Origin of the sequence: Corynebacterium limaceinasi (assembly GCF_046717465.1) — a bacterium.
Classification (GTDB): domain Bacteria; phylum Actinomycetota; class Actinomycetes; order Mycobacteriales; family Mycobacteriaceae; genus Corynebacterium.
The window spans coordinates 1,424,613-1,449,686 of the sequence record NZ_CP177100.1 but is presented as its reverse complement, the minus strand read 5'-3'; the positions used below and the strand labels follow the sequence as shown (position 1 = coordinate 1,449,686).

The following is a 25,074-nucleotide window of genomic DNA, read 5'->3' as shown; positions in this document are numbered from 1 at the left end:
TGGATAGAACTATGGTTGATACACAGACAGTGCTTTCGGCCGATGAGGTCATTGGTGCCGCATCGGAAATGTTGTCGCGCCGCTTTGGTGGCACGCCGGAAATGTCAGACATTGAGGATCTAGGCGGATCCGGCAATGCTTTAGTCCTGCGCGCGAAGGTTGCCCCTAGCGCCTTTTTGCCGCATCGCTCTGTGGTCATCAAATACAATCCGGTCACCGGCTACGGCGTGGATGACGCGGCAATGCTGCGCGAGGTCGTGGCCTATCAATTCACCACCGCCTTAGCAGAAGACGTGCGCCCAGGGCCGGTGCTGCTTGCGCATGATTTAGACCGGCGCATCATCGTCCTGACGGATTTGGGGGAGGCCGAGACCCTTGCGGATGTGCTCTTAGAATCCGGCGATGAGGATCGCATTCGGATCCTGCGCTCCTTGGGCACGGCATTGGGGCATATCCACGTAGGCACCGCGGATCATGAGCAGGATTTCGAGACCCTGCTCAACCGCACCTTGCGGCATAACCCGGAATACGCCGATCACCAATCTGTGCGCGATCAGTCCCTGTATCGCTCCATCGGCATCGGGCTGAGCCTGCTTGATGAGGCGGGGCTTGAAGCCCCCGAAAGCTTCCGCAGTTTAGCCGATCAAGCCGCTGAATCCCTCGCCTCCGGCAAGGATAGGGCCTTTACTCCCTTCGATTTATCGCCGGATAACATCATCGTCTCCAAGCGCCTGCACTTCTTGGACTATGAATGGGCCGGTTTTAGGAACGTGGGCTTTGACGTCGCGTGCGTTATCGCGGGCTTCCCGCAGTTCCTGTTTTCTAAGCCAATTACGGATAAGGAAGCAGATATATTCCTCGCCGCATGGTCGCGCGAGGTATCTGAGGTGTGGCCGCGCTTTGCCGACGAAGACGAACTGCACGGGCTTATCGTCGCTTCCCTCATTGGCTGGGCCTTGTCGAGCGTGACCACGATGCACGCTGGCGGAATTGAGGGACTGGTTGCCCTTGCTAGCGGTGACGCGGAGATTGTCCATGACCCAAAGCGTTCGATCCTGCGCCCGCCGGAAAGCGGCCCTTTTAATGAGGACGAGCTATTGGTGCGCCAAGATTTGTACGAAACCTTTGACGCGCTCGCGCGCTACGCCGCCCAATGCGGGACCGCACCGTGCACGTCCATCGCGGAGTTTGGCACCATCGTTGCCCGCCGCGTCCACGACGAATAATCACTACACCTTTCTGGGGAGCTAAAACCACATGAGCCAGGATTCTCTCTTCGGCGCCTCTCCCAATGCCGGTGGCACTATGGGCGGCGAAGGCTCGCCATCGTCTTTTCCCACAGCCAATCTCTTTGCCACGCACTCCGGTTCGCCCTTGGCCGCTCGCATGCGCCCACAGACTCTAGAAGAGGTCGTGGGCCAGGACCACCTCCTTGCCCCCGGCAAGCCGCTGCGCCGCTTGGTCGAGGGGTCCGGCGAGGCTTCGGTCATTTTGTATGGGCCGCCGGGTACTGGCAAGACGACGATTGCCTCGCTGATAGCCAGCCAGATGGGCCAAAACTTCGTCGGCCTCTCCGCCCTTGACTCAGGGGTGAAGCAGGTGCGCGAAGTCATTACCCACGCCCGGCAGGAACTCATCCACGGCCGCCGAACGGTCCTTTTCATCGATGAGGTGCACCGTTTCTCCAAAACCCAACAAGACGCCTTGCTGGCGGCGGTTGAAAACCGGACGGTCCTGCTGGTTGCAGCGACGACCGAAAACCCATCCTTCTCGGTCGTCTCGCCGCTTCTTTCCCGCTCGCTGCTTTTGCAGTTGCACTCGCTGAGCGAGGAGGATCTTAAGGGCGTAGCCCGCCGCGCGTTAGACAGCGATCGGGGGCTAGGCGAGCGCGAGCTAAGCATTACTGATGAGGCGCTCAACCAGCTTGTCGTGCTCTCTGGTGGCGATGCCCGGCGCAGCCTGACCTACCTCGAGGCGGCCGCGGAAGCAGTCGACGATGGCGGCGAGATCACCGCGGCCACGATTACGGATAACGTGAATCGGGCGGTGGTGCGCTATGACCGTGACGGCGATCAGCACTACGACGTGACTTCTGCGTTCATCAAGTCCATCCGCGGCTCCGATGTCGATGCCGCGCTGCACTACCTAGCGCGCATGGTGGAAGCCGGCGAAGATCCCCGGTTTATCGCCCGCCGCCTGATGGTTCACGCCTCAGAAGATATTGGCATGGCAGATCCCACCGCCTTGCAAGTCGCCGTTGCCGCTGCAGAGGCGGCGCAACTGATCGGCTTGCCAGAAGCGCGCATCCCACTGGCGCAGGCAACGATTCACTTGGCGACGGCGCCGAAATCTCCGTCCGTCATCGCTGCTATTACTAAGGCGCAGGCCGATGTCGCGGCCGGCAAGGTGGGCCACGTGCCGCCGCACCTGCGTGATGGGCACTATGAGGGCGCCAAGCGGCTGGGAAATGCCACGGGGTATTCCTATCCCCACGATGACCCGCGCGGGGTAGTGGAGCAGCAATACCTGCCCGATGAGCTCGAGGGCACCGTATATTATGAGCCCACCGAGCACGGCGCGGAAAAGCGAATCTTTGACTATATTGGCCGTTTGCGCAGGATACTTCGCGGCAAGCGCCGCTAAGTGCGAACCGGCTCGACCGGTTTTGGCCCCACCGATGGGCACAGCCTGCCTACCTGTAGGTAAAGTTGGGTGGGTTAGAAAGCTTCTTGATGGAAGATAAAAGCTTAGACAGTTAGGATTATTGCTCGTGAAGACTCATGAGATCCGGGAACGGTTTACCCAGCACTTCGTCAATTCTGGTCACGAGGTTGTCCCCAGCGCCTCTTTGATCCTGGATGACCCTAACCTGCTTTTCGTTAACGCGGGCATGGTGCCCTTCAAGCCCTATTTCTTGGGCCAGCAGACCCCACCATTTTCGCAAGGCCTTGCCACCTCTATCCAGAAGTGCGTGCGCACCTTGGATATCGAGGAGGTGGGCATTACCACCCGCCACAACACCTTCTTCCAAATGGCGGGCAACTTCTCCTTTGGTCAGTACTTCAAGGAAGGCGCCATTTCCAATGCATGGAACCTGCTGACCAAAGACGTAGAAGACGGCGGGTTTGGCCTGGATCCGGAGCGCCTGTGGGTCACCGTGTACCTCGATGATGATGAGGCAGCGGAAATCTGGCGCGATAAGATCGGCGTGCCAGAAGAGCGCATCCAGCGCCTAGGCATGGAAGATAACTACTGGTCCATGGGCGTGCCGGGGCCGTGTGGCCCCTGCTCGGAAATCTATTACGATCGCGGCCCCGAATACGGCAAGGACGGCGGCCCGATTGCGGACGATAACCGTTACATGGAGATCTGGAACCTCGTGTTCATGCAAAATGAGCGCGGCGAGGGAACCGGAAAGGGCGATTTTGAGATCGTCGGCGAGCTGCCGAAGAAAAACATCGATACCGGCTTGGGCATCGAGCGCGTCGCCTGCCTCTTGCAGGGTGTAGACAACGTTTACGAGACCGACCTGCTGCGCCCGGTCATTGACGTCGCCGAGGAGCTTACCGGCGCCACCTACGGCGAGAAGGCAACGCAGCAGGAAAATATCCGCTTCCGCGTGGTGGCTGACCACTCCCGCACCGGCATGATGCTCATCTTGGATGGTGTTACCCCAGGAAACGAGGGTAGGGGCTATATCCTGCGCCGCTTGCTGCGCCGCATCATTCGCTCAGCAAAGCTGCTGGGGGCCGAGGGCGCTACCATGGAGCGCTTCATGAATACCGTCATGGATACCATGACCCCGTCCTATCCAGAGATTGCGGATAACCGCGAGCGAATCCTGCGCGTGGCCATCAACGAGGAAAAGGCGTTTTTGAAGACGCTGGAGTCTGGCACCAAGCTTTTCGATGAAGCCGTGGAGGACCTGCGCTCCACCCACCGCGCCAAGACCCAAAAGGTGCTCTCCGGTGACAAGGCCTTCGAGCTGCACGATACCTACGGTTTCCCCATCGACCTCACCCTGGAAATGGCGCAAGAGGCCGGCCTTGACGTGGACATGGACGGCTTTAATGCCGCCATGGGCGAGCAGCGCCGCCGCGCCAAGGCCGATAACCAGGCCAAGAAGCACGGTCACACCGACCTCTCCTTGTACCGCGACTGGGTGGATAATAACCCCACCGTATTCACCGGCTATGAGGAACTGGTCTCGGGTGCCAACGTCATCGGGCTGGTCAAAGATGGCCAAAAGGTCAACGAGGTACACGAGGGCGATGAGGTTGAGGTCATTTTGGACCACTCGCCGCTCTACGCTGAGTCCGGTGGACAGATGGCTGACCGCGGCCGCATTTCCGCGGGCGAATCCCTCTTGGAGGTCAATGACGTCCAGAAGATTGGCAAGAAGCTGTGGGTACACAAGGCTTCCGTTACCGCCGGTGGGCTCGACCTGGGCATGTCCGTTGAGGCTTCCGTAGATGAGAAGTGGCGCCACGGTGCGACCCAGGCCCACTCGGCTACCCACCTCATCCACGCGGCCCTGCGGCAGGTGCTGGGACCCACCGCAGTGCAGGCGGGCTCCCTGAACCGCCCGGGCTACCTGCGCTTTGACTTCAACTACACCGAGCAGTTGAGCCAGGAACAAATGGAAGAAATCGCGCTTATTACCAACCAGGCGATCGATTCCAATATGGCCGTCAACACCATTGAGACCTCGCTGGAAGAGGCCAAGGCGATGGGCGCCATGGCCCTGTTCGGTGAAAACTACGGCAACCAGGTGCGCGTGGTGGAAATCGGCGGACCATTTTCCATCGAGCTCTGCGGCGGTACCCACGTGGGTTCCTCGGCAGAAATTGGACTGGTTTCCGTGCTTGGCGAGTCCTCGGTGGGCTCCGGCGCCCGCCGCATTGAGGCCTACTCCGGCATGGATGCCTTCCGGTACTACTCCAAGGAAACCGCGCTGGTAGAGGGCGTATCCCGCGAGCTAAAGGTGCAGTCTGAGGAACTTCCGGAGCGGATTTCGCAGCTTTCGGAGCGGCTCAAGGCGGCCGAAAAGGAAATTGAGGGCCTGCGCAAGGCGCAACTGACCGCGCGCGCCTCTGAAATCATCGACTCGGCTACCGAGGTCAATGGCATCAAGACCATTACGCTCCAGCTTCCCGATGGCACCTCGGGCGGCGACCTGCGGACCGTGGCCACCGATATCCGCAACCGCATGAAGGATACGGCCGCGGTCATCGTGCTCGGCGCGGTGGATAAGGGCAAGTTCCCGTTCATTGCCGCCGCTACGGGCAAGGCGGTGGACGAGGGCGTGAAAGCTGGGGACATCGTCAAGCGCCTTGGCGAATACGTCAACGGCCGCGGCGGCGGCAAGCCAGACATGGCGCAGGGCTCTGGTACCGCGCCGGAAGGTGCGCAGCGGGGCTTTGAGGCCGTCAAGGATCTGTTGCAGTCGCGATAAGGATTCATTGTGGCAAAGGTTGAACCAGATTCCCCCGGAGTGGATGACCCAGGCGAGGGCCGCCGATTAGCACTCGACGTGGGCACAGTGCGAATTGGCGTCGCGGCATCCAACCGCGAGGCCACCCTCGCTACCCCTGTGGAAACCGTTCCCAGGAAGACCGGCTTCAAAGACCGCGATCAAGAAGACATTGATCGAATTCTCGAGCTTATTGAGGCATATTCCGCGGTAGAAGTCATTGTTGGTTTGCCGCGTGATTTACACGGAAATGGGTCAAAAAGTGTAAAACACGCGAAAGAAATTGCGTTTCGGATTCGACGCCGCTTGAATCAAGATGAAAATATAGATAAAGTTCCACCACCAGTACGCTTGGCTGATGAACGTTTGACGACGGTAGCGGCAACCACCGCGCTGCGCGCGTCCGGCGTGTCCGAAAAGAAGGGCAGAAAAATCATTGACCAAGCTGCAGCGGTGGAAATACTACAGTCCTGGCTGGATGGGCGTGCTAACGCGCTCCGCTCGGATGATGCAGTAGCCCAGCCTTCAAACTCAGGAGACTAAACACGTGAGCCGTAACCAACAACGCCTCGGGCGATCGATGGATGATAAGTACGTCAAGCGGCGCCAGCGCGGCATCGCCGTGGTGGTCGCATCCGTCATCGTCATTCTAGGAGCTCTGATCTACATCGGAGTACGCATCGGCACTTCTTCGGCCGACTACGAAGGGGCCGGAAACGGCACCACGCAATTGGTGGAGGTCCCCGAAGGATCCTCCATGTCCGAGCTGGGACCCACGCTCGTGGAAAAGAATGTGGTCAAGACCCAAGAGGCATTCGACTCCGCGGCATCGATGAACCACAGCGCCAGCCAGATTCAACCTGGCTTCTACCGGCTGCAAGAAGAAATGAGCGCGGCGAATGCGGTAGAGGCGTTGCTTGATGAAAACAACCGCGTGGACATGCTTGAGGTTCAAGGCGGTGCGACCTTGGAGGACGTCAAGGTCGTCGGCGGTGACGTGCGCTTCGGTATCTACTCCTTGATTTCCCAAGTCAGCTGCGATGACGGCAATTGCTTGGAGAAGGAAGAGCTGGAAAAGGCGGCGGCAGAAACCGATCCTAAGGAGCTCGGCGCACCGGATTGGGCACTGGATGCCATTAAGAAACGCGGCAATGACCCGAAGCGTATTGAGGGCCTTATTGCCCCTGGCCAGTACGTTCTGGACCCGAATATGAGCGCCAAGGACATCCTGAAGGATCTCATTACCCGCTCTGCCAAGCGTTATGAGGAAACCGATATCGAAAACCGCGCCAAGGCCATTGGGCTTTCGCCGTACGAGCTTTTGACCTCTGCCTCCTTGGTGGAGCGTGAGGCACCCGCCGGCGAATTCGACAAGGTAGCCCGCGTTATCCTGAACCGCTTGGACGAGCCCATGCGCCTCGAGTTCGACTCCACCGTGAACTACGGTCTGGAGGATGTCGAGCTGGCCACCACCGATGAGGCGCGTGGTGAGAAGACTCCGTGGAATACCTACGCTAAGGAAGGCCTTCCGGATACCCCGATTTCCTCGCCTTCTGATGAGGCAATCCGCGCGATGGAAGAACCTGCCGATGGTAACTGGAAGTTCTTCGTCACCGTGGATAAGGACGGCACCACCGTGTTCTCCGATACCTACGATGAGCACCTGGACCGTGTGGACGATGCTATCCGCTCCGGCGTCCTTGACTCTCAGCGCGAGGGTGAGGGAGCAGGAGCCGGCAACGGCGATGCCGCCTCGGACCAACCGGCTGAGTAGGCACTAGGCCGCAGCCAGAAAGGTAGACGCTCTCCATGCCGCGCGCCGCAGTACTCGGTAGCCCCATCGCACACTCGTTATCGCCTATCCTGCACAACGCGGGGTATACCGCAGTGGGGCTCAAGGAGTGGTCCTATACCCGCTTTGAGGTGACGGCCGATACCCTTGCCCCATTCTTGGAAGAATGCGGCCCCGAGTACCGCGGCTTTTCCGTGACCATGCCCGGTAAGTTCGCCGCGCTCGAGGTAGCAGAGGAACAAAGTGATAGGGCACGGCTTATCGGGTCCGCCAATACCTTGGTGCGCACCGAACATGGGTGGCGCGCGGATAATACCGATACCGAGGGCGTGCGCGGCGCCCTGCAAGAACTCATTGGGCTCCGCCCAGTCTCCCAGGCGCTTATCATCGGCGCGGGCGGAACCTCCCGCCCGGCGCTGTGGGCGCTGGCAGAACGCGGGATCGATCAGGTCACCATCTTGAACCGTTCCAACCGCCAAGCGGAGCTGCAGCCCTTGGCCGAGCGGCTCGGGCTCAATTTGCAGTATGCAACCTTTGACGATGACCTCGAGGACCTTTCCCGCTCCGCGGATTTGATTATTTCCACCGTGCCTTCGGCTGCGTTGGAGGATTATCGCTTCCAGCTTGCCCACGCCCCAGTGCTCGATGTGATCTATCACCCGTGGCCTACGACGCTCGCCGCCTGCGCCGCCGCGAATGGCTACTTCACCGTGGGTGGGCACGTCATGCTGGCGCATCAAGCGTTTAGCCAATTTGAGCAATTCACCGGGCTTTCCGCACCGCGCGAAGAAATGGTCGCGGCCCTGCAGGAAGAGCTTCGCCTGCGCAACCTCTAAGCACGCTGGGGATACGCCCATGTGCGCCGCCTTGCCATGAAGAGTGGCAAAGCGGCGCTTAGCCTTATGCCATGGGGATTTTCGGGGGAATACTTTATGGCCTGTGGGCAGCCGCCTTGTGCTGGTGGGATATTCGCGAGCGGCGCTTGCCCGATGCACTGACCATCCCCGTTGGGGTGTTATCGGTCACCTTTGCCACTTGGGGTGGGTTAGCCTGGCCATTGCTATACCTCCTAGTGGCGCTTTGTGGCGCCGGCATCGGCGGGGGAGATATTAAATTGGCCCTGCCGCTGGGCATGCTCGTTAGTGCCACGGCAGGCCCACTGGGGGTTATTATCGCCTGCGGCGGTTCCGCTGTACTCACGCTGCTCGCAAGCGGCATCGCGCGGGCCAAGGGCGGTGTGCCCCACGGGCCCTCGATGGTGCTATCGGCTGGGCTGGTTATGGCCGCGTATCCCCTCTTTGAGGGGTGAGGCGAATATATTGGGGTGCCTAGTTGCTCCGTGTGCATAGGTGCCGTGCGATAATACCCGCATGCTTCGTTGGACTACCGCTGGTGAATCCCACGGCCAGGCACTTATCTCCATGGTGGAGCACATGCCGGCCGGAGTACCCATTACCCGTGCTGAGATTTCTCATCAGCTGGCGCGGCGCCGCCTAGGATATGGCCGCGGTGCGCGCATGAAGTTCGAGGCCGATGAGGTTACGCTGCTCGGCGGCGTCCGCCATGGGCTGACGATTGGTAGCCCGATTGCCATCATGATCGGCAATACTGAATGGCCGAAATGGACCACCGTCATGTCCGCAGATCCCATCGATATGGAGGATGAGGACGTAGCAAAGGCGATGAATTCGGGCCGAGGTGCGCCCTTGCAGCGTCCGCGCCCAGGCCACGCCGATTTTGCGGGCATGGTGAAATATAACCACAGCGAGGCCCGACCCATCTTGGAGCGTTCTTCTGCGCGCGAGACCGCTGCGCGGGTTGCCGCCGCGACCGTAGCGCGGAACTTCCTGCGGGAAACGTTGGGCGTTGAGGTCTTTTCCCACGTGATTTCTATTGGCGCATCGCAGCCCTATGCCGGTCCTTCCCCCAGTTTTGCGGATATCGAGGACATCGATAACTCTCCGGTGCGCGCCTTTGGTAAGGATGCCGAATCTTCGATGATTTCAGAGATCGAAGCCGCAAAGAAGCAGGGAGATACCTTGGGCGGCATCGTCGAGGTAATCGTCGATGGCCTCCCCATTGGCCTCGGCTCACACATCTCGGGCGATGACCGCTTGGACGCACAGCTGGCTGGAGCATTGATGGGTATTCAGGCCATCAAGGGCGTAGAAATCGGCGATGGCTTCGATGAAGCGCGTCGACGCGGCTCCGAAGCCCACGATGAGATGGTCCGCACCGAGGATGGCGTAACTCGCCTGAGCAACCGGGCCGGCGGCTTGGAAGGCGGCATGACTAACGGGCAGCAATTGCGGGTCCGCGCCGCTATGAAACCGATTTCCACGGTGCCGCGCGCCTTGCAGACGATCGATATGGAAACCGGTGCCGATGCCACCGCAATTCACCAGCGCTCAGATGTTTGCGCCGTTCCGGCAGCAGGAGTTGTGGCTGAGGCCATGGTCTCACTCGTGCTAGCGCGCGCAGTTTTAGATAAATTTGGCGGGGATAGCTTGAGCGAGACCTGCCGTGCCATTGCTGCATATGAAGAATACGTTTCGCAGCGACTCGCCTTTAACCAGGAGTAAATGATGACAACGCCAACCGATGTAACGGGACAGCCACATCCTTGCGTCGTTTTGATTGGCCCGCCCGGGGCGGGAAAGTCCACGATTGGCCGCCGGCTTTCGCATGCGCTGAATTGCGATCTGGTGGATTCGGATCACCTAATTGAAATGGCCGAGGGAAAACCCTGCGGCGAGGTCTTTAGTGAGAAAGGCGAACCGGCGTTTCGCGAGCTCGAGGCCGAACATGTCGCTGAAGCCTTGCAGAAGGGTGGGGTAGTAAGCCTGGGCGGCGGCGCGGTGATGACGGCCTCCACGCGCGAGCTTCTGGAGCGCCACACCGTCGTCTTCCTCGATATTTCCGCAGAAGAAGGCGCGCGCCGCACGGCCGGCGACCGCAATCGCCCGGTGCTGGCGGCGGATAACCCGGTTGAACATTACCGGTCAATCGTGGAAACGCGCAGGCCTTTCTATCTTGAGGTGGCCGATTTTCGCGTACGCACGGATACTCGCTCCCCGCAGCAGGTCGTGGGCGATATCCTGGGCTTTTTAGAAACCCTCTAGCCGGGAACCCCACCCGCATCCCTGCAGGTTATCGCTGCGTAGAAAGGACAGTCCAATGCTCACCATCGCCGTTAACGGACCGAGCCCGTATGAGGTCCGCATCGGAGCGGGTCTTAGCGAAGATATCGCGCGGCGTTGTGCGGACACGGGTGCCGATAAGGCGGCGGTCATCTTCCAGCCTGCCCTGCGTACCGCCGCAGAAGAACTCGCGAAATCCGTAGAAGCGCAGGGCGTCACCCCCGTCTTGTGCGAGGTGCCGGATGCTGAGGCGGCCAAGCAACTGAGCGTGGTGGGAAACGTGTGGGACCGCCTTGGTGAGGCGGGTTTTAGCCGCAGCGATGTCGTCATCGGTGTAGGCGGCGGGGCAACTACGGATATGGCAGGCTTTGTCGCCGCCGGATGGATGCGCGGCATTAAGGTCATTCAGGTTCCTACGACCCTTCTCGCCATGGTTGATGCCGCGGTGGGCGGGAAAACCGGAATCAATACGAAGGTCGGGAAGAACCTCGTCGGCGCCTTCCACGAGCCGGATTCTGTATTCGTCGATCTGGAACGCCTAGACACCCTCCCACAGGCAGAAATCGTGGCTGGTTCCGCAGAGATCATTAAGACCGGGTTCATTCATGATCCGGTCATCGTGGAACGCTACGTGGAAAATCCAGGTGCTTGCCTTGACCCACGCGGTGTCCTGCCGGAATTGATTGAGCGTTCCATCGCGGTGAAGGCAGCGGTGGTGGGAGAAGACCTCAAGGAAGCCGGGCTGCGCGAGACCCTTAATTATGGGCATACCTTTGGCCACGCCATAGAAAGGCAAGAAAACTATGCGTGGCGCCACGGCAATGCGGTAGCCGTAGGCATGATGTTCATTGCCCACCTTTCCCACCAGCGAGGCCTGATAGATGCGGAACTCGTGGAATTGCACCGCAGCATCCTGACCAATATCGGCCTGCCTACGGCGTATCAACCCGGGAAATTCGCGGAATTATATGAGGCGATGACCCACGATAAGAAAAACCGCGACGGGAAGATCCGCTTCGTGGCGCTGACCGGAATCGGTGCGACGACGCGGATAGAGGGCCCCACGCGCGAAGAACTAGAAGCGGCGTATGCCGCCATTACGGAGTAGATATGAAAATCGTTGTTCTCAATGGCCCGAACTTAAATAGGTTGGGCAAGCGCCAACCGGACGTCTATGGTTCCACGACGCTAAGTGATGTCGAAGAACTGGTTTCCAAGCGTGCCGAGAAGCACGGGGCAGAGGTCGAGTTTTTCCAGTCGAATTTTGAAGGCGAGCTCATTGAGAAGGTCCACGAGGCCGCCGATGCCGGAAGTGCAGTCATCATTAACCCAGGTGGGCTGACGCATACCTCCGTTGCTCTGCGCGACGCCCTGGCAGAGATTGCCGATGGCGCCGGCTTCGTGGAGGTGCATATCTCCAACGTGCACGCCCGGGAGGAGTTTAGGCACCATTCTTATTTGAGCCCCATTGCCCGCGGCGTCGTCGCCGGTTTGGGAGTCTTTGGGTACTGCGCCGCGGTGGACTATCTATGCCAATAATCACCGGCCAGACCGATGCCCCTCGGGCGCAGATGGAAAGAAGGCATCGAACCTAGCCACCTGTGCCGCGGAAATAGTTATAGTGGAAGAATAAATTTTTAAGCTTCACTACGTTCCCGCAAAGGATGATTTTATGGCACTTGCAGATACCCGTTTCAGTGACCGCCGCCGGAAGCTAGCCGCCGAATTAGCCGGTCAGCGCATTGATGCGGTATTGGTAACCCACTTGATCCACGTCCGGTACCTGTCCGGATTTTCCGGTTCCAACGGCGGGATGCTGCTGCGCAAGGATCTCTCCGCGTTGATGGCTACCGATGGCCGCTATACCACCCAGATTGCCCAGGAAGTTCCGGATCTTGAGGCGGTCGAGGGCCGTTCTGTGGGCAAGGTGCTCCTACAGCAATTCGACAAGGATGAGACCCCGGTTCGCGTCGGCTTCGAAGCCGACTACATGTCCGTGTCGGAACTGGAAGATCTGAAGGATTCCGCACCGGATGGGGTCACCTTGGTGCCGATTTCTGGAATCATCGAGGACATCCGCATCACGAAGGATCCGGTAGAGCTAGAAAAGCTGGAGGAGATCGCGGCGCTTGCTAACCAGGCCTTGGAAGACCTTCTTGCCGCCGGCGAGCTGCGGGCGGGTCGCACGGAACGCGAAGTTGCCGCCGATCTGGAATTCCGCATGCGCATCCTAGGTTCCGAGCGAGTGAGCTTCGATACCATCGTGGCCTCTGGCCCGAACTCTGCCATGCCACACCACGGCGCGGACGATCGCGTGATCGAGGATGGGGACTTGGTTACCATCGATTTTGGCGCTCACCTGCGCGGATTTAACTCTGACTGCACCCGCACCTATGTCGTGGGTATGGCAAACGACTTTGCCAAGGAGATCTACGATGTGGTGCTGCGCGCCCAGCAGGCCGGCGTCGAGGCTGCGGTAGCGGGCACGTCGCTTTCCGATGTCGACGCCGCCTGCCGCAACGTTATCGCCGATGCCGGATACGGCGACTACTTCGTCCACTCCACCGGGCACGGCGTGGGCTTGGACGTGCATGAAGCACCCTTTGCCGCCACGACCGGTAAGGGCGAGCTGGCGCCAGGGATGACGCTGACCATCGAACCGGGCGTGTATGTGCCGGGCAAGGGCGGCGTGCGCATCGAAGATACGCTGATTATCACCGATGGAGCCCCGAAGATCATTACCGCCGCCTCCAAGGACTTTACTGAGCTGCCCGCATAGGTAGGCTTGGCCCGTGCGGCTCCTCCCTTTCTTGGGAAGAGATTTTAGGGGGTACCGGTGGCCTGCGGGTGCGGGCTATCCGGTAGGCTTATACTTTGCTTTCAACCTTTCAACCACAATATTCGGGAGTTTAACCGCAATGGCTGATACTACTGATTTCAAGAACGGACTCGTTCTCAAGATTGACAACAAGCTGATGCAGATCACCGAGTTTCAGCATGTTAAGCCGGGCAAGGGCCCAGCATTCGTGCGCACCAAGCTGAAGGACGTCGTCTCCGGAAAGACCGTGGACAAGACCTGGAACTCGGGTGTCAAGGTAGAAACCGCCACGGTGGACCGCCGCGACATGACCTACCTGTACAACGACGGCACCAGCTATGTCGTCATGGATGAAAAGACCTTCGAGCAGTTTGAGCTTTCGCCGGATAAGTTCGGCGATGCCGCACGTTTCCTGCTGGAAAACATGCGCGTGCAGGTCTCCTTCTACGAGGATGAGGCATTGTTCGCGGAGCTTCCTATCTCCGTCGACCTCAAGGTAGAGCACACCGAGCCAGGCCTGCAGGGTGACCGTTCCTCCGGCGGCACCAAGCCCGCCACGCTCGAGACCGGCGCCGAGATCCAGGTCCCGCTGTTCATTGAAATCGGCAATGTACTAAAGATCGATACCCGCACCGGCGAGTACCTGTCCCGCGTCAACAACTAGGGCCTTATCTTGTCTGATAACACTGCTAAGCGGGATATCAATCATAAACGGCATACCGCGCGCTACCGGGCGCGCCGGCGCGCAGCGGATATCCTCTATGAAGCGGAGAACCGGGACGTCGATCCCGTCGCCATTGTTGAGGATCGCGTTGCTTTGGCGCGCGAGGATCGCCACGCTGTAGCGCCCATCGCGGACTACACCAAGGTCATCGTCCAAGGCGTAGCAGAAGAGCTAGACGCTATCGATGACACGATCTCGCGTTACCTTTCCCAGAATTGGGAGTTGCACCGCATCCCCGCCGTCGACCGCGCTATCCTGCGCCTTTCGGTCTGGGAGCTATTGTTTAATCCGGATGTTCCCACCGCGACGGCCGTCGTGGAGGGCGTGGAGCTGGCCTCGCAGTATTCCCACGATCAAGCCGCACCGTATATCCACGCGGTCTTGGATGACGTCGCGCAATCTCGTTCCGAGCTAAGCCCGATGAATAACGGCGGCGATGAGGAAGAAAGCGACGCCGCGGGATCCGAAGACTCCCATGCGGACCCTGCGGCTTCGACGCACGCAGAGGCGCCAGGGGAGTCAGAGGAGCCCGAAGAGTCAGCCCCGGCTGCGGAAGCGGAAGCAGACGCGGAAGAGGAAAACTCCTAAATCAAACCGTTCCCCGTCTCCCGCTGCGCTATGCCGCGGGAGACAGCCGGTTCGCACGGCCCCAACCGTGGCGTTTGTACAATGATTGCCATGGGTAAATTTAAGATCAAAGATGCGCTCGACCTCCGCGCCGGAAAGACCTTTCAGCTTGCCGATGTCGATCCCACGGCGACTCCAGGATTCGATGGCTCAAAGTCTGACTTAGAAGACCGCTTCAAACACTATGACGATGAGCTCTATGATTTGCAGGAGCGCCTTTTTGCTAATGGCAGGGCGCATGCCGATGATGCACCCTCGCTTTTAGTAGTCCTGCAAGGAATGGATACCTCCGGCAAAGGCGGGGCCATTCGCCATGTCTTTTCCGTCTTTGATCCGCAGGGCACGAAGACCGTCGGTTTTGGCAAGCCGACGGAAGAGGAAATGAAACACGATTTCCTGTGGCGCATCCGCAAACACGATCCGGTTCCTGGGCAAGTCGTGGCCTTTGACCGGTCCCACTACGAAGACGTGCTGATTCAACGCGTGCACGAGTGGGGGGATGAGGAAGAGATCGACCGCCGCTTTGAGGCGATTCGTGAGTATGAGCAAGAGCTCGCCGGAAAGCGGGTAAAGATCTTGAAGGTCTTTTTGCACATCTCGCCGGAGTTCCAAAAGGAAAACCTCATTGAGCGGACCGAGCGCGAGGATAAGTACTGGAAGTACGATCCTTCAGATCTTGAAGAGCGCGGCTATTGGAATAAATACATGGCGGCCTATGAGGATGCCATCCGCCGGACGGATGAGCTTTGGGCGCCGTGGTTTGTTATCCCCACGGATAATAAGAAATACGCGCGCATGGCCTTGAAGTACCTCATTGTTGATGCACTGCGGCACCTGAACCTGTCGTGGCCTGCGCCCGAATTCGATCCGGAGGCAGAAAAGCAGCGCATCCTCGACGCGGACTAGGCACTAGCCGCGGCGCCTAGAGCCCAAGAGGGCAAGGCGCCCCAAAAATCCCCGCACCGTCGCCGCGCCCTAGCACGCGAATGCGCGAGGCGGGGCGAAACAAGTGCGGGGGAGAAGGCCTTAGGTAAGGCGGCTTAAGCGTTGTCGGACGGCGTGGAGTTTTCCTCGCTGCCGTTTCCGGCCTTCGCAGCGGTTTCAGATCCGAGCTTGGCCATTTCCTCGGCGGCAGACACCATGGCGTCCTGGCCGTTGATGACGGCGTCGACGGCCTTCTTCAAAGCGGTGGTAAGCTGCTCATCGGTCATTCCGGCGGCGGCGGGAATATCGCGCTCGGTGCGGACGACGAGCATATCGTCGTGCTCAGAAATAACGGCTCGCGCGCCGAATGCGACAGAGTTGATCTGGTTGGCAGCGAGGAAGAGCCCGGCATCGGCCTTGGAGAACGAGGCATCGGTTGGCACGTCGCAGCGCACGATGATAACGGAATCCAAGACCGCAAACATGGTGGGCAGGCCATTGAGGTTGGCGGTGGCGGCGTCGATTTCGCCTTCCACCTTGGTTAGCTCAATATCGAAGGTGCCCATGGCAGCAACGACGCGGTCCAGATCGACCTCGGGCAAATTGTTTTCGGTAGATGCGGTGGATGCATTAGTCATGGTTATGCTCCTCCCAGGTGACAAGCTGTGGGTAGTGCTCTTCAACAAAAGCCATGGACTGCAGCATGGAGTCCAAGGTGGACATCACGAAGGCACCGATCTGGTTGCGGGACAGGCCATGGGAAATGTTGATTTCGCGCACGCCGGAGACGGCCAGATTATTTTCGGACGATTCAAAAAAGCGCAGGGTCGGCGCGAAGTGCTGTTGGTTCCACTTGTTGAGAACCATGAGCAGTTGTGGGCCCTCCGAGGCTGGGGCATTACCGCGCCAGACGGAGTCCGCCACGAGGACATCGTCACGCACCTGCAGGGCAATAGCGATATTGGAAAAGCCGGTGCGCAGGATCTTTACCGTTTCACCTTCGCCGACGGTCTGTTCTTCTACGCGGTACTCGAGCTTTTCGGAGTCAAAAATCTCACCGATGCGCTCGAGGGTGACATCCTCAATGGGCGTATCGGGATACAGGGTTGGTTCTTCAGACACGTAAGTAGTCTCAATCCATGTACTAATCGGGGATAATGGTCAACCCTTTCTAGTTTACCTAACTACACCGGCGCTTTCTGGCAAGTGAGGATTGCGGCAGGTCTTGTTCACAGTCCGGCACGCGGACCGAAGTACGTGACTGGGGTTGCCCGCAAATCGTGGACACGTAGTAGAGCTACCTAGCGGTTAGGCAGCGATTTTTTCTTCGTTTCTGGTTTGGGTGATGTGATTTTCGAAATCGACAGGGCTGACCATCCCGAGGGCGGAGTGCCGGCGCCGACGGTTGTAGACTACTTCAATCCAGTAAGCCACAGCCTGACGCGCAGTATCGCGGGTTGCCCAGCGTTTCCGGTCGTAGAACTCGGTCTTAAGCGTCGACCAGAACGACTCGGCCATCGCGTTATCGAAACACACCCCAGTGCGCCCTACCGACTGAGCAACCCCTAGGTTGCGGCACACGTCCCAGAGCTGCTCGCTGGTAAATTGTGTTCCCCGGTCAGCGTGAAACACCAGCCCCTCAGGAACATCACTACGCAGTGTATGTGCCATCCGCAGCGCTCGTTCGACCAGGTATGTATCTTGCACGCTATCCATAGCCCAGCCCAGTACCCTGCGGGAATGACCGTCGCGAACTGCGCATAAGTACAACCAGCCCTCGCCGGTGCGCAGGTAGGTAATGTCTGACATCCATACTCGATTGAGCTCGCCGGTATCAAACATGCGCTTTACCAGGTCAGGAAGAGCAGATTTACGCTTAGATTGAATCGTTGTCACCGGCACAAAAGCACGCGGTGAAATCCCTTCAATGCCCATCAGACGCATCCGCTTGGCCACAGTCTTGCGATTCACACTGATCTGGTAGCGCTCACCTAGCTCTGCGGTGATCCGCGGAGCACCATAGACCTCATCGGAGTCTTTCCAAATCTGATGAATCTTGCGATCAACATCATCGTAAAATGATGCACGATCATCCTTACCGGTTAAGCGTTGCTGCTGTATATGGGTCCATTTGTAGTATCCAGACCGAGATACCTTCAACAAGCGTGCCATGCGCTTGATGCTGTAGTTAGCCTTCTCCTGCTGCATTAATTCGAACTTTTCTCTTCGCGTTGCCTTAAAGCGAAGAAGGCTGTCGCTTTTGACAAAAACTCATTATCCATCTTGGCTTCTGCCAGCTCACGACGCAGACGAGCATTCTCCGCACGAAGATCAGCCTCGCTTAATCCATCGGAAGATCCTTAGGCGTTGACGCTCATTTTTTACCCATCGGCCTAAAAGACCAGGTGCGACACCAATTTCTTTCGCTACATGAGCAATTGGGCGCTGCGATTCGATTACCAGGTTCGCGGCTTCGCGTCGATACTCAGGTGTGTATTTCTGGCGTTGTTGACTCACAATGAACATCCTCTCTTACGGACACAAGATCCGCACTAATCGGGTGTCCACTAAACGAGGGTAACCTCAGCTACTTCAGTCTCGGCCAGATCCTGAACAACTTCGACCAGCTCGCTAGTGGTGGAAGGGCCCTGTATCTTGGGCGCTTCAAGGAGAGCGGGAAGAGACATTCAGTTCTGAGACTATGCTACCGACGACACAGAGTGGCACAGTGCATTTTTTGGGGTAGGTGGGATCGTGCTCTAGGCGAACAACTGTTTGGTGCGAATTACCTCTTGTCCGAAGACTCCGATAAGTTAGTGACCGTTAAACCTCTCATGGACCCGCTCACTCTCTCGGAGGAATCGTGGCAATCACGTTTACTGAAGAATTTCGCCAAGCTCTCGATTTAATCAGCGCAGGACGAAACGTTCTCATCTCAGGTAAAGCCGGAACCGGCAAGTCCACGCTGTTGCGGGAATTCCTTGAGAACACGGGGAGCAAGAAAGTACTCGTCACCGCACCCACCGGTGTCGCTGCTCTGAACATCGAAGGCTTCACTATTCACCGAGCTTTCGGGTTTCGGCCATCGATGGTCCTGAGCGATCTAGAAAAGGGTGGTTCGTGGCACCCATCCACCATGACATGGGACGTGCTTAAGAAGACTGACATTCTCGTTGTGGACGAGATTTCGATGGTTCGTGCCGATCTCTTCGACATGATGGATCAGGCTCTTTGCCGTATCCGCGGGAATGGGAAGCCCTTTGGCGGTGTGCAGCTCGTACTCGTCGGTGACTTGCTGCAGTTGCCGCCGGTTGTCACTCCGAATGAAGCCGAGCTTTTCAATTCGGTGTGGGAGACCCCTTACTTCTTTTCCGCTCAGGTGTACGCTCGGCTGGACTTGGAAGAAATAAACCTAACTCAGGTCTGGCGTCAGGCTGACCCAACGTTTATTGACCTTCTCAACGAGGTTCGTGAGGGACGTGTCGGCGAAGAATCACTGGAAACCCTGAACCAGTTGGTTGCTCCCGATTTCGATGCGCCCGATGACTGGGTGACGTTGACGTCGCGTAAGTCGACGGTGGCAAGGATTAACCGCCAAAAGCTAGCCAACCTTCCTTCAGAAAAGTTCGTATCGGTTGCGGAAGGTACGGGAGATCTTCCAGCCAATTCCTTCAGCGGTGAGGACGAACTTCACTATGCCGAGGGGGCACGCGTCATGACGGTGATTAATGATCCGAAGGGCCGATTCGTCAACGGTAGTTTTGGTCAGATCGTGCGGGCAACTGGGCACGAGATCGATGTGAGGATTGACGCGACTGGTGAAGTGGTCACCCTGGCCCCACACACGTGGGAAATTAACCGGCCGGGAATTGATGGCTCACGCTTGGTTAGCCAGACAATTGGAACGATTAGGCAGTTCCCAGTCATTTTGGCTTGGGCCATTACCATCCATAAGAGCCAAGGCAAGACAATCCCAAAGCTCTACATTGATCTTGCCGGCGGTACTTCCACCGATGGGCAGTTCTACGTTGCACTATCACGTGCAGTTGATTTGGAACATCTGCGCTTTTCTACTCCGGTGGAGCCTCGTCACATACGTGCCAACAACGCCCTTGTCCGTCGTGTCAGACGAGAAGTAAGTAGCGGCGTCAATACCGACCGTGTGGTGCTCGTGTCATTCAACGGCGTGAATTTTGGCATGAGTGAACACGTCGCACGAATTCATGCGATTGTGTATCAAAATGGTAATCGGGTTGCGAGCTTTGGGTCGTGGATTAATCCGATGGCTGACCTCGGGGAATTTGGACAGCGCTATAAGATTCCGGTGGGCGGGCTCGCTATGGCACCGACGTTAGGAGATTTCTGGCCACTTCTCCTTCGTCAGGCTCAAGATGGCATCGTCGTTGGTGACCGTCTTGCCATGCTCGAGCGTGCCGTACGTCATCAAGAAAAAGGCATGGATGTTGCTCTCGGCATCGGGTACGAGGTGGGGGACTTTAGCTTCGAACCAGAAGGTGATGACGTCGTCAGCCGGTGTGAGTCGATGGCGGTTGCCTATGAGAATGGCACGATTGCCCCGTCACGCGGACAACTAGTTCCCCGCGCAGAACGGGAAACCGAAGGCGCAGTACTTATTCCTTCTTGGGCGCCGAAAGCGCCGATGATCTTGGACCAGCTGCAGGCCACGGATTCGGATAATGCATGGGCAGCGATGTCCGGTGGCACCGTGATGCCGCGTTCATTCGCGGAGGTGGAAGAGTGCGCCGAACTTCTTTCTGCATGGGCGGTATCGCGGGGCTTGTGGACGCAGGAGCTTTACGACGACATCCAGGCCCGCGTCGCACGCATCGATACCCGTACCGTGGAGCTGCCAGCGGTCGATAATGCCCCTGTGGATGTCCCTAGTCTCCTTGTTCCGGGGACTCGTATCGCTTTTACCGGGCGTAACGAGCTCCTCGGCGGCCCCGCCGATGACGAGCGCCTTGACCGCATCTGCCGTACCCGCCGCCTTGAGTACAAGAAGGGAATGTCGAAGACACGGTGTGATGTTCTCGTCGCTCGCGATGTAGCATCGATGTCTCGTAAAGCTCAGGCAGCTCGCGAGTTTGGGAAGCCGATCATCTCGCAGGACGATTTCGAGTACTGGTATGAACACGGTCCGTTCCTCGAAGCGCCCGCCCCCGCAGCGGACACCGGAGCTGCAGTAGTAGAGGAACCAGCCAGTGCTCCAGTGAAGGAAACTGAGGCCGCTCCGACGGCTGCTGCTACCGGTTCGCAAGTTGCGGAGGTAGAAAACAATGTCGCGCGGGCCGCGGACGTCCTGTCCCCAGGTACCCGCGTAGCGTTCCGTGGCTCTACCATCATTGACAATCAGCTTTACCCACAAGGGCCGGTGCTCCAAGAATTTTGCGCGGGGTTGGGTCTGGTCTACAAGCAGTCCGTAACCAAGACACGGTGTGATGTCCTCGTAACTGATGACCTCACAGCCCAAGACGGCAAAGCAAGCCTTGCGGTGCGTTACAACAAACCATTAGTGAAGCGTGAAGACTTTGCCGCATGGGCGCAGGAGCAACTGCGCGAGGAAGAGGAAGAAACGGATGTTGCTGCAGCCGCAACAGTTTCAGATCTGCAGGCGGCTAACCCATTCATTGTGGACGACGAGCCGTCTACCACTACGGAAGCAGTAGAGCCGGACACTAACACGGATCCTGAGCTTGGGGATGCCGCCGACGCCTCGGCTCCGCCCCAAGGCTGGAGCCTGTCTCATACACCATGGGAGCCGACACGCCAGGCTCAACCAGAGCCGTTGCCTGAGCAGCAACCATCACCCCGGGCAGATGCGACACAGCAGCGTGAGCAGAACGGCCAAGATGAATCCTTATCTTGGTTCGCGGAACCGTCGCCGAAGCAAGAATCTCCCTACGCGCCGGCACCATCAGCGGAACCAGCTCAGTCGACCCCTGCAGCAGCATTCCCGGTGCCCGAACCAGTTACAAAGCCGGTCCCGGAAACCTCTCAGCCCGGCAAGGAGAGAAAGTCCCCACGCTGGTTCAAGCGCTCAGCTCTAGGTTTGCTTGCGTTAACAATCGCAATATTCGTGGGAGCAGCTGTTGGTGCCCCAGATGCGTTCCTTGGACTAATGATACTCGCGTGGATGGTTGCGGCATTCGGCACCGTCCTCTTTGGTGCCGTTGCCCTTGTTACGTGGAAGCGCTGAGTAAGAACTGTTCCGACGAGACGGTTCCTTTATCAGTCGAGTCGGTACAACTCCTAGTCATCCGGCATTCCAGTGCCGGGGACGTAGTGAAGTCCGAGCTTCAAGGAGAGGGCAATCGACGCCTCGTTGAGGCGTCGATGATGGCGACGACGGGGAGCTATGCGAACCGTCCGCGTGCACTGGAAATCGCAGCAGCTGCGGCCTCCTTGGCAGGCCTTTCCCCTTGTGATTCGGGCGTGAAGCGGTAGTAGAGCTCTCCGGTACAGACTGGTCTGGGCTCTGAATCATAATTTTCCCGATGTAGTGAAACTGCTTGCATGCGTCGGCGTTATTCAACTTTAGCGGGCGGGGCGCGATGGGTGAAACGCTTCCAATAGATTTTGTTTCTATGCGGTGCCGTGTTGAACCCATTCAATTATCTATTCTAACGATCTAGAGTCAGCCTTGGGCCAGTCTTGCTACTTGACTTGTGAAGGTGGTTTACTTGACGCGCGACGCTATTTAGTACCGGTAGGGCGGTATCGAGTACCGACCGGTGCGGATATCGGGTACCGGGGGTAGTTTTTAGGCACTCTTTAGTGGATGGCCCACGCAGTGTGTACGCGTGGGTCGCGTTCACGTGGAAGGAGTGATGGTGGTGACGGATTACCGTGCCATCATGTTTGTCTTGGTTGCCGGGAATCGTTCCTGGAACCAGATTCGAGCCGATTTAGGGGTCTCGAAGTCGACGATTGATAAGGCCAGTCGCGTTGTAAGGGACCATCGACTCGATGCTCGTGGGATTGCTGGATTGTCGAATGCCCAGTTAGAGGAGCTATTTCCGGATAACCGGCGTCGCAACGATGCGGAGTTCCTCGCACCGGATTTCAAAAAGGTTGCTGAGCGGATGGTCTCTGGCAAGCGCGTGACGTTGAAAGTCGCGCACGCCAAGTACCTGGAGTTCCCTGTTGGTACTGGTCAGCGTCATTATTCGTATCGACAGTACTGTTCGCTGTTTGAGCATTATGTCGATGTTCATCAGCTGTCAGCGCCACTGAATCACGATCCCGGTGACGAGCTCATGGTGGACTGGTCGGGCGATGGAATGGTCGTTGTGGATCCTGTCTCAGGCCAGCGGGTTACCGCGCACTTGTTTGTAGCTTCATTGCCGCACTCAGGGATGATGCATGTATCGGCGTGGCCGGATCAAAAAATGCGGTCGTGGCTTTTAGCCCACCGTGCGGCTTTGGAGTATTTCGGTGGTTGTCCGCTGCGGTTGATCCCGGATAACGCGCTCACAGCCACGCAACAGATTTCCTGTGGGCTGCGGGGGCGTATCCCGGTTGCGGAGTATTCTACATTTGCCGATTTCTATCAGATAGGTATTACTGCGGCGAAAGGCTACCGGCCGCGGTATAAGGCGAATGTTGAAAAGGCCGTGGATATTGCCCAGCAATGGTGCGTGGAATACCTCGACGACCAGGAGTTCTACAGTTTCGACATGCTCAATAAGGCCCTCGAGGACCAAAGCGATTTCATCAACGATCGCCGTCCCTTCCGCGGGCAGGATATCTCTCGTCGCCAGTTGTTTGAAGACCATGAGCAACAGCTGCTGCGCCCATTGCCCGACCGGCGGTGGTCGTGGTCGCGGTGGAAGAAGTCCAAGGTCGCAATGAACTACCACATCCGGATCGCCAATCACTGGTATTCAGTGCCGTGGAAGCTAGCGGGCAAGTTCGTCGACGTGCAACTTTTTGATGACTATCTGGATGTCTTCTACGACGGTGAGATTGTTGCTTCACATCGTATTGCCCCTGCTAATTATGGCTACTCCACCTTGGATGAGCATGTCCCCGACAACCATAAGGACTTAAACACCCAGTGGAACCGGCAACGCTTGGAAGACTGGGCGAAAAGTATTGGGACCGCGACAGCACAGCTCATCGGCCAGATGTTTAACGCTCGTAAAGTCGAAGCCCAAGCATATTCTAGCGTTCTGGGCGTACTGAACCTATCGAAGGATTACTCCCGAATCGAACTCGAACAAGCCTGTGGTCAGCTGTTATCGCGCAAAGCAGTCCCCAGCGTCAACAAAGTAGCCCAAGAGCTCAAGGATCTAAAACAGGCCGCAGCACAGGCGTATTTGCCCACCGATGTACCACTGTCGACGGCCATCGACACTACGCGTGCGCACCGCCAACAGCCCACGGCGGACACGCCGGACTCTGTGTCGCATGTACGCGGGGCCGGGGCGTTTGCCTTCACTGATAAAGAATGGAAGGTATAGCCATGGCTCTTACCGATGAAGACTTCGAACTGCTCGGTTCTCTTCGCGGGATGCGTGTGTTTGCCACGACGCTGCAGGAGATCGTCAACGATCCCAGTCGTGACTTGGACTCCTTTGAAGACAAGATCAAAGAAGCTCTCGATGCTCAGGTAGCTGCACGTGATTCGAAAGTAATCGAAAAACTCGTCAAAGCCGCCAAGCTACCCAACGCGCTTGCGGCTTTGGAACGCTTTGAAGCACACAGCAACCGAGGGATCACTCCAGACCGTATTGAGCGGTTAGCTACCTGCGACTGGATTACCTACGGCAGAGATCTAACCATCGTGGGAGCTACCGGCACCGGCAAAAGCTTCCTCGCCCAAGGCCTAGCCGTGGCTGCGTGCCGGCATAAACTAACCGCACGCTACTTTAGACTCGCCGACTTAGCCGACGAGTTCGACGCCACAGCCGACGCTGCCTATGAGCGCAAAGCCCTCCTTGAGGAACTGACAAAGCCGGCTGTGTTGGTCATCGACGACTTCCTGGCCACGGACGTATCTGCCTTCGCCTTAGCCCAGGTATTCAACCTCCTGGTCAAGCGGGAGCATTCCTCAACCGTCATCGTCAGCCAGCACGAGCCGGAATACTGGTACAGCGTCTTTAGTGAAAACGCGATCGCCGACGCTGTCCTATCCCGACTTGCAAACAACGGCAGCAAACTCACCCTCATCGGTGAAGACATGCGCACCCGTGACGACTTCCAAGAAGAAAGGGGAACACTTAGCAAACAGCTCAAGCAACGTCAACGGTCCAAACGATAAGCGGGGGTAAAACCGGCTACCGGGCGGCTACCGCCACCCCGGTACCTGGTACCGCCTTACCGGTCCCTAAAACAAGCCCGCGTCATGTTTACTAGCGAGGAAGGGGGATTAGTACGTTTATTTGGTTGATAGGCGCTATCAGGATTGAGGGGAGGGTAGGGCTTGGTCTCGGAAAGTAGACACACCGGGGTCAGGCCCGATCGCGGATGGATCGAATATGTATTTAGCTTGAGCGTGCCAAGTTATTTGAGTGTGGGGTTAGTTTTATAGGTAATTGTCGAAGCTGTCGGGGT

Annotated in this window: 20 protein-coding genes and 1 pseudogene; 18 read left to right on the top strand and 3 right to left on the bottom strand. The window is 57.9% G+C overall.

The features are described from left to right. The first annotated feature begins 11 nt into the window (after positions 1-11). From ACLI1Q_RS07070 to ACLI1Q_RS07000, 15 genes are all read left to right on the top strand, one after another. Positions 12-1,226 (top strand): phosphotransferase family protein, encoded by a 1,215-nt coding sequence (locus ACLI1Q_RS07070; protein WP_005279032.1) that lies wholly within the window; start codon positions 12-14, stop codon positions 1,224-1,226. A gap of 31 nt (positions 1,227-1,257) precedes the next feature. Next, positions 1,258-2,643 (top strand): replication-associated recombination protein A, encoded by a 1,386-nt coding sequence (locus ACLI1Q_RS07065; RefSeq protein ID WP_284771484.1) that lies wholly within the window; start codon positions 1,258-1,260, stop codon positions 2,641-2,643. 127 nt (positions 2,644-2,770) lie between these two features. Continuing rightward, on the top strand, positions 2,771-5,455 hold the full coding sequence (alaS, locus tag ACLI1Q_RS07060) for an alanine--tRNA ligase (protein ID WP_284771485.1): 2,685 nt from the start codon (positions 2,771-2,773) through the stop codon (positions 5,453-5,455). Between the two features lie 9 nt (positions 5,456-5,464). After that, positions 5,465-6,016, top strand: a complete 552-nt coding sequence (gene ruvX, locus ACLI1Q_RS07055; RefSeq protein ID WP_284771486.1) for a Holliday junction resolvase RuvX — start codon at positions 5,465-5,467, stop codon at positions 6,014-6,016. A 37-nt stretch (positions 6,017-6,053) separates the two neighbouring features. After that, entirely contained in the window at positions 6,054-7,247 is a 1,194-nt protein-coding gene (mltG, locus tag ACLI1Q_RS07050) for an endolytic transglycosylase MltG (RefSeq protein WP_284771499.1), read from the top strand. A gap of 35 nt (positions 7,248-7,282) precedes the next feature. Continuing rightward, positions 7,283-8,101, top strand: coding sequence for a shikimate dehydrogenase (locus ACLI1Q_RS07045; RefSeq protein ID WP_284771487.1), 819 nt, complete (start codon positions 7,283-7,285; stop codon positions 8,099-8,101). Between the two features lie 71 nt (positions 8,102-8,172). Continuing rightward, on the top strand, positions 8,173-8,574 hold the full coding sequence (locus ACLI1Q_RS07040; RefSeq protein ID WP_284771488.1) for an A24 family peptidase: 402 nt from the start codon (positions 8,173-8,175) through the stop codon (positions 8,572-8,574). A 61-nt stretch (positions 8,575-8,635) separates the two neighbouring features. Next, positions 8,636-9,847, top strand: a complete 1,212-nt coding sequence (aroC, locus tag ACLI1Q_RS07035) for a chorismate synthase (protein ID WP_284771489.1) — start codon at positions 8,636-8,638, stop codon at positions 9,845-9,847. Beyond that, entirely contained in the window at positions 9,848-10,387 is a 540-nt protein-coding gene (locus ACLI1Q_RS07030) for a shikimate kinase (protein ID WP_278724120.1), read from the top strand. Between the two features lie 55 nt (positions 10,388-10,442). Further along, on the top strand, positions 10,443-11,513 hold the full coding sequence (gene aroB / locus ACLI1Q_RS07025) for a 3-dehydroquinate synthase (RefSeq protein ID WP_284771490.1): 1,071 nt from the start codon (positions 10,443-10,445) through the stop codon (positions 11,511-11,513). Between the two features lie 2 nt (positions 11,514-11,515). Continuing rightward, complete coding sequence (gene aroQ / locus ACLI1Q_RS07020) at positions 11,516-11,944, top strand: type II 3-dehydroquinate dehydratase (protein WP_284771491.1); 429 nt, start codon at positions 11,516-11,518, stop codon at positions 11,942-11,944. Between the two features lie 133 nt (positions 11,945-12,077). Continuing rightward, entirely contained in the window at positions 12,078-13,184 is a 1,107-nt protein-coding gene (locus ACLI1Q_RS07015) for an aminopeptidase P family protein (RefSeq protein WP_284771492.1), read from the top strand. Between the two features lie 139 nt (positions 13,185-13,323). After that, positions 13,324-13,887 (top strand): elongation factor P, encoded by a 564-nt coding sequence (efp, locus tag ACLI1Q_RS07010; RefSeq protein ID WP_023017433.1) that lies wholly within the window; start codon positions 13,324-13,326, stop codon positions 13,885-13,887. 9 nt (positions 13,888-13,896) lie between these two features. Beyond that, entirely contained in the window at positions 13,897-14,535 is a 639-nt protein-coding gene (gene nusB / locus ACLI1Q_RS07005) for a transcription antitermination factor NusB (RefSeq protein ID WP_284771493.1), read from the top strand. Positions 14,536-14,625: 90 nt separating this feature from the next. Then, positions 14,626-15,480: a PPK2 family polyphosphate kinase gene (locus tag ACLI1Q_RS07000; protein ID WP_284849660.1), complete on the top strand. Its 855-nt coding sequence runs from the start codon at positions 14,626-14,628 to the stop codon at positions 15,478-15,480. A 134-nt stretch (positions 15,481-15,614) separates the two neighbouring features. On the opposite strand, the gene ACLI1Q_RS06995 is transcribed toward ACLI1Q_RS07000, so the two are convergent. From ACLI1Q_RS06995 to ACLI1Q_RS06985, 3 genes and pseudogenes are all read right to left on the bottom strand, one after another. Further along, the gene (locus ACLI1Q_RS06995; RefSeq protein WP_284771495.1) at positions 15,615-16,136 is read right to left on the bottom strand and encodes a YbjN domain-containing protein; all 522 of its coding nucleotides are present in this window, start codon (positions 16,134-16,136) and stop codon (positions 15,615-15,617) included. After that, complete coding sequence (locus tag ACLI1Q_RS06990; protein WP_005283185.1) at positions 16,129-16,620, bottom strand: YbjN domain-containing protein; 492 nt, start codon at positions 16,618-16,620, stop codon at positions 16,129-16,131. Before ACLI1Q_RS06990 ends, ACLI1Q_RS06995 begins: the two co-directional genes overlap by 8 nt. A gap of 186 nt (positions 16,621-16,806) precedes the next feature. Then, positions 16,807-18,024 (bottom strand): annotated as a pseudogene (locus ACLI1Q_RS06985) (IS3 family transposase). 337 nt (positions 18,025-18,361) lie between these two features. On the opposite strand from ACLI1Q_RS06985, the gene ACLI1Q_RS06980 reads away from it, so the two are divergent. The 3 genes from ACLI1Q_RS06980 (at position 18,362) to ACLI1Q_RS06970 (ending at position 24,781) form a co-directional block, all read left to right on the top strand. Further along, on the top strand, positions 18,362-21,715 hold the full coding sequence (locus ACLI1Q_RS06980) for an AAA family ATPase (RefSeq protein WP_284772339.1): 3,354 nt from the start codon (positions 18,362-18,364) through the stop codon (positions 21,713-21,715). Positions 21,716-22,346: 631 nt separating this feature from the next. After that, a complete protein-coding gene (gene istA, locus ACLI1Q_RS06975; RefSeq protein ID WP_411696935.1) occupies positions 22,347-23,981 on the top strand; it encodes an IS21 family transposase in 1,635 nt (544 codons plus the stop codon). A 2-nt stretch (positions 23,982-23,983) separates the two neighbouring features. Next, on the top strand, positions 23,984-24,781 hold the full coding sequence (locus tag ACLI1Q_RS06970) for an ATP-binding protein (RefSeq protein ID WP_349837246.1): 798 nt from the start codon (positions 23,984-23,986) through the stop codon (positions 24,779-24,781). Positions 24,782-25,074 lie beyond the last annotated feature (293 nt).

Bases quoted from the DNA above. Each gene is read 5' to 3' on its own strand.
- ACLI1Q_RS07070 (WP_005279032.1), top strand. From the start codon at position 12: ATGGTTGATACACAGACAGTGCTTTCGGCCGATGAGGTCATTGGTGCC.
- ACLI1Q_RS07065 (WP_284771484.1), top strand. From the start codon at position 1,258: ATGAGCCAGGATTCTCTCTTCGGCGCCTCTCCCAATGCCGGTGGCACT.
- mltG (WP_284771499.1), top strand. From the start codon at position 6,054: ATGGATGATAAGTACGTCAAGCGGCGCCAGCGCGGCATCGCCGTGGTG.
- ACLI1Q_RS07045 (WP_284771487.1), top strand. From the start codon at position 7,283: ATGCCGCGCGCCGCAGTACTCGGTAGCCCCATCGCACACTCGTTATCG.
- ACLI1Q_RS07040 (WP_284771488.1), top strand. From the start codon at position 8,173: ATGGGGATTTTCGGGGGAATACTTTATGGCCTGTGGGCAGCCGCCTTG.
- aroC (WP_284771489.1), top strand. From the start codon at position 8,636: ATGCTTCGTTGGACTACCGCTGGTGAATCCCACGGCCAGGCACTTATC.
- ACLI1Q_RS07030 (WP_278724120.1), top strand. From the start codon at position 9,848: ATGATGACAACGCCAACCGATGTAACGGGACAGCCACATCCTTGCGTC.
- aroB (WP_284771490.1), top strand. From the start codon at position 10,443: ATGCTCACCATCGCCGTTAACGGACCGAGCCCGTATGAGGTCCGCATC.
- aroQ (WP_284771491.1), top strand. From the start codon at position 11,516: ATGAAAATCGTTGTTCTCAATGGCCCGAACTTAAATAGGTTGGGCAAG.
- ACLI1Q_RS07015 (WP_284771492.1), top strand. From the start codon at position 12,078: ATGGCACTTGCAGATACCCGTTTCAGTGACCGCCGCCGGAAGCTAGCC.
- efp (WP_023017433.1), top strand. From the start codon at position 13,324: ATGGCTGATACTACTGATTTCAAGAACGGACTCGTTCTCAAGATTGAC.
- ACLI1Q_RS07000 (WP_284849660.1), top strand. From the start codon at position 14,626: ATGGGTAAATTTAAGATCAAAGATGCGCTCGACCTCCGCGCCGGAAAG.
- ACLI1Q_RS06995 (WP_284771495.1), bottom strand. From the start codon at position 16,136: ATGACTAATGCATCCACCGCATCTACCGAAAACAATTTGCCCGAGGTC.
- istA (WP_411696935.1), top strand. From the start codon at position 22,347: ATGGTGGTGACGGATTACCGTGCCATCATGTTTGTCTTGGTTGCCGGG.
- ACLI1Q_RS06970 (WP_349837246.1), top strand. From the start codon at position 23,984: ATGGCTCTTACCGATGAAGACTTCGAACTGCTCGGTTCTCTTCGCGGG.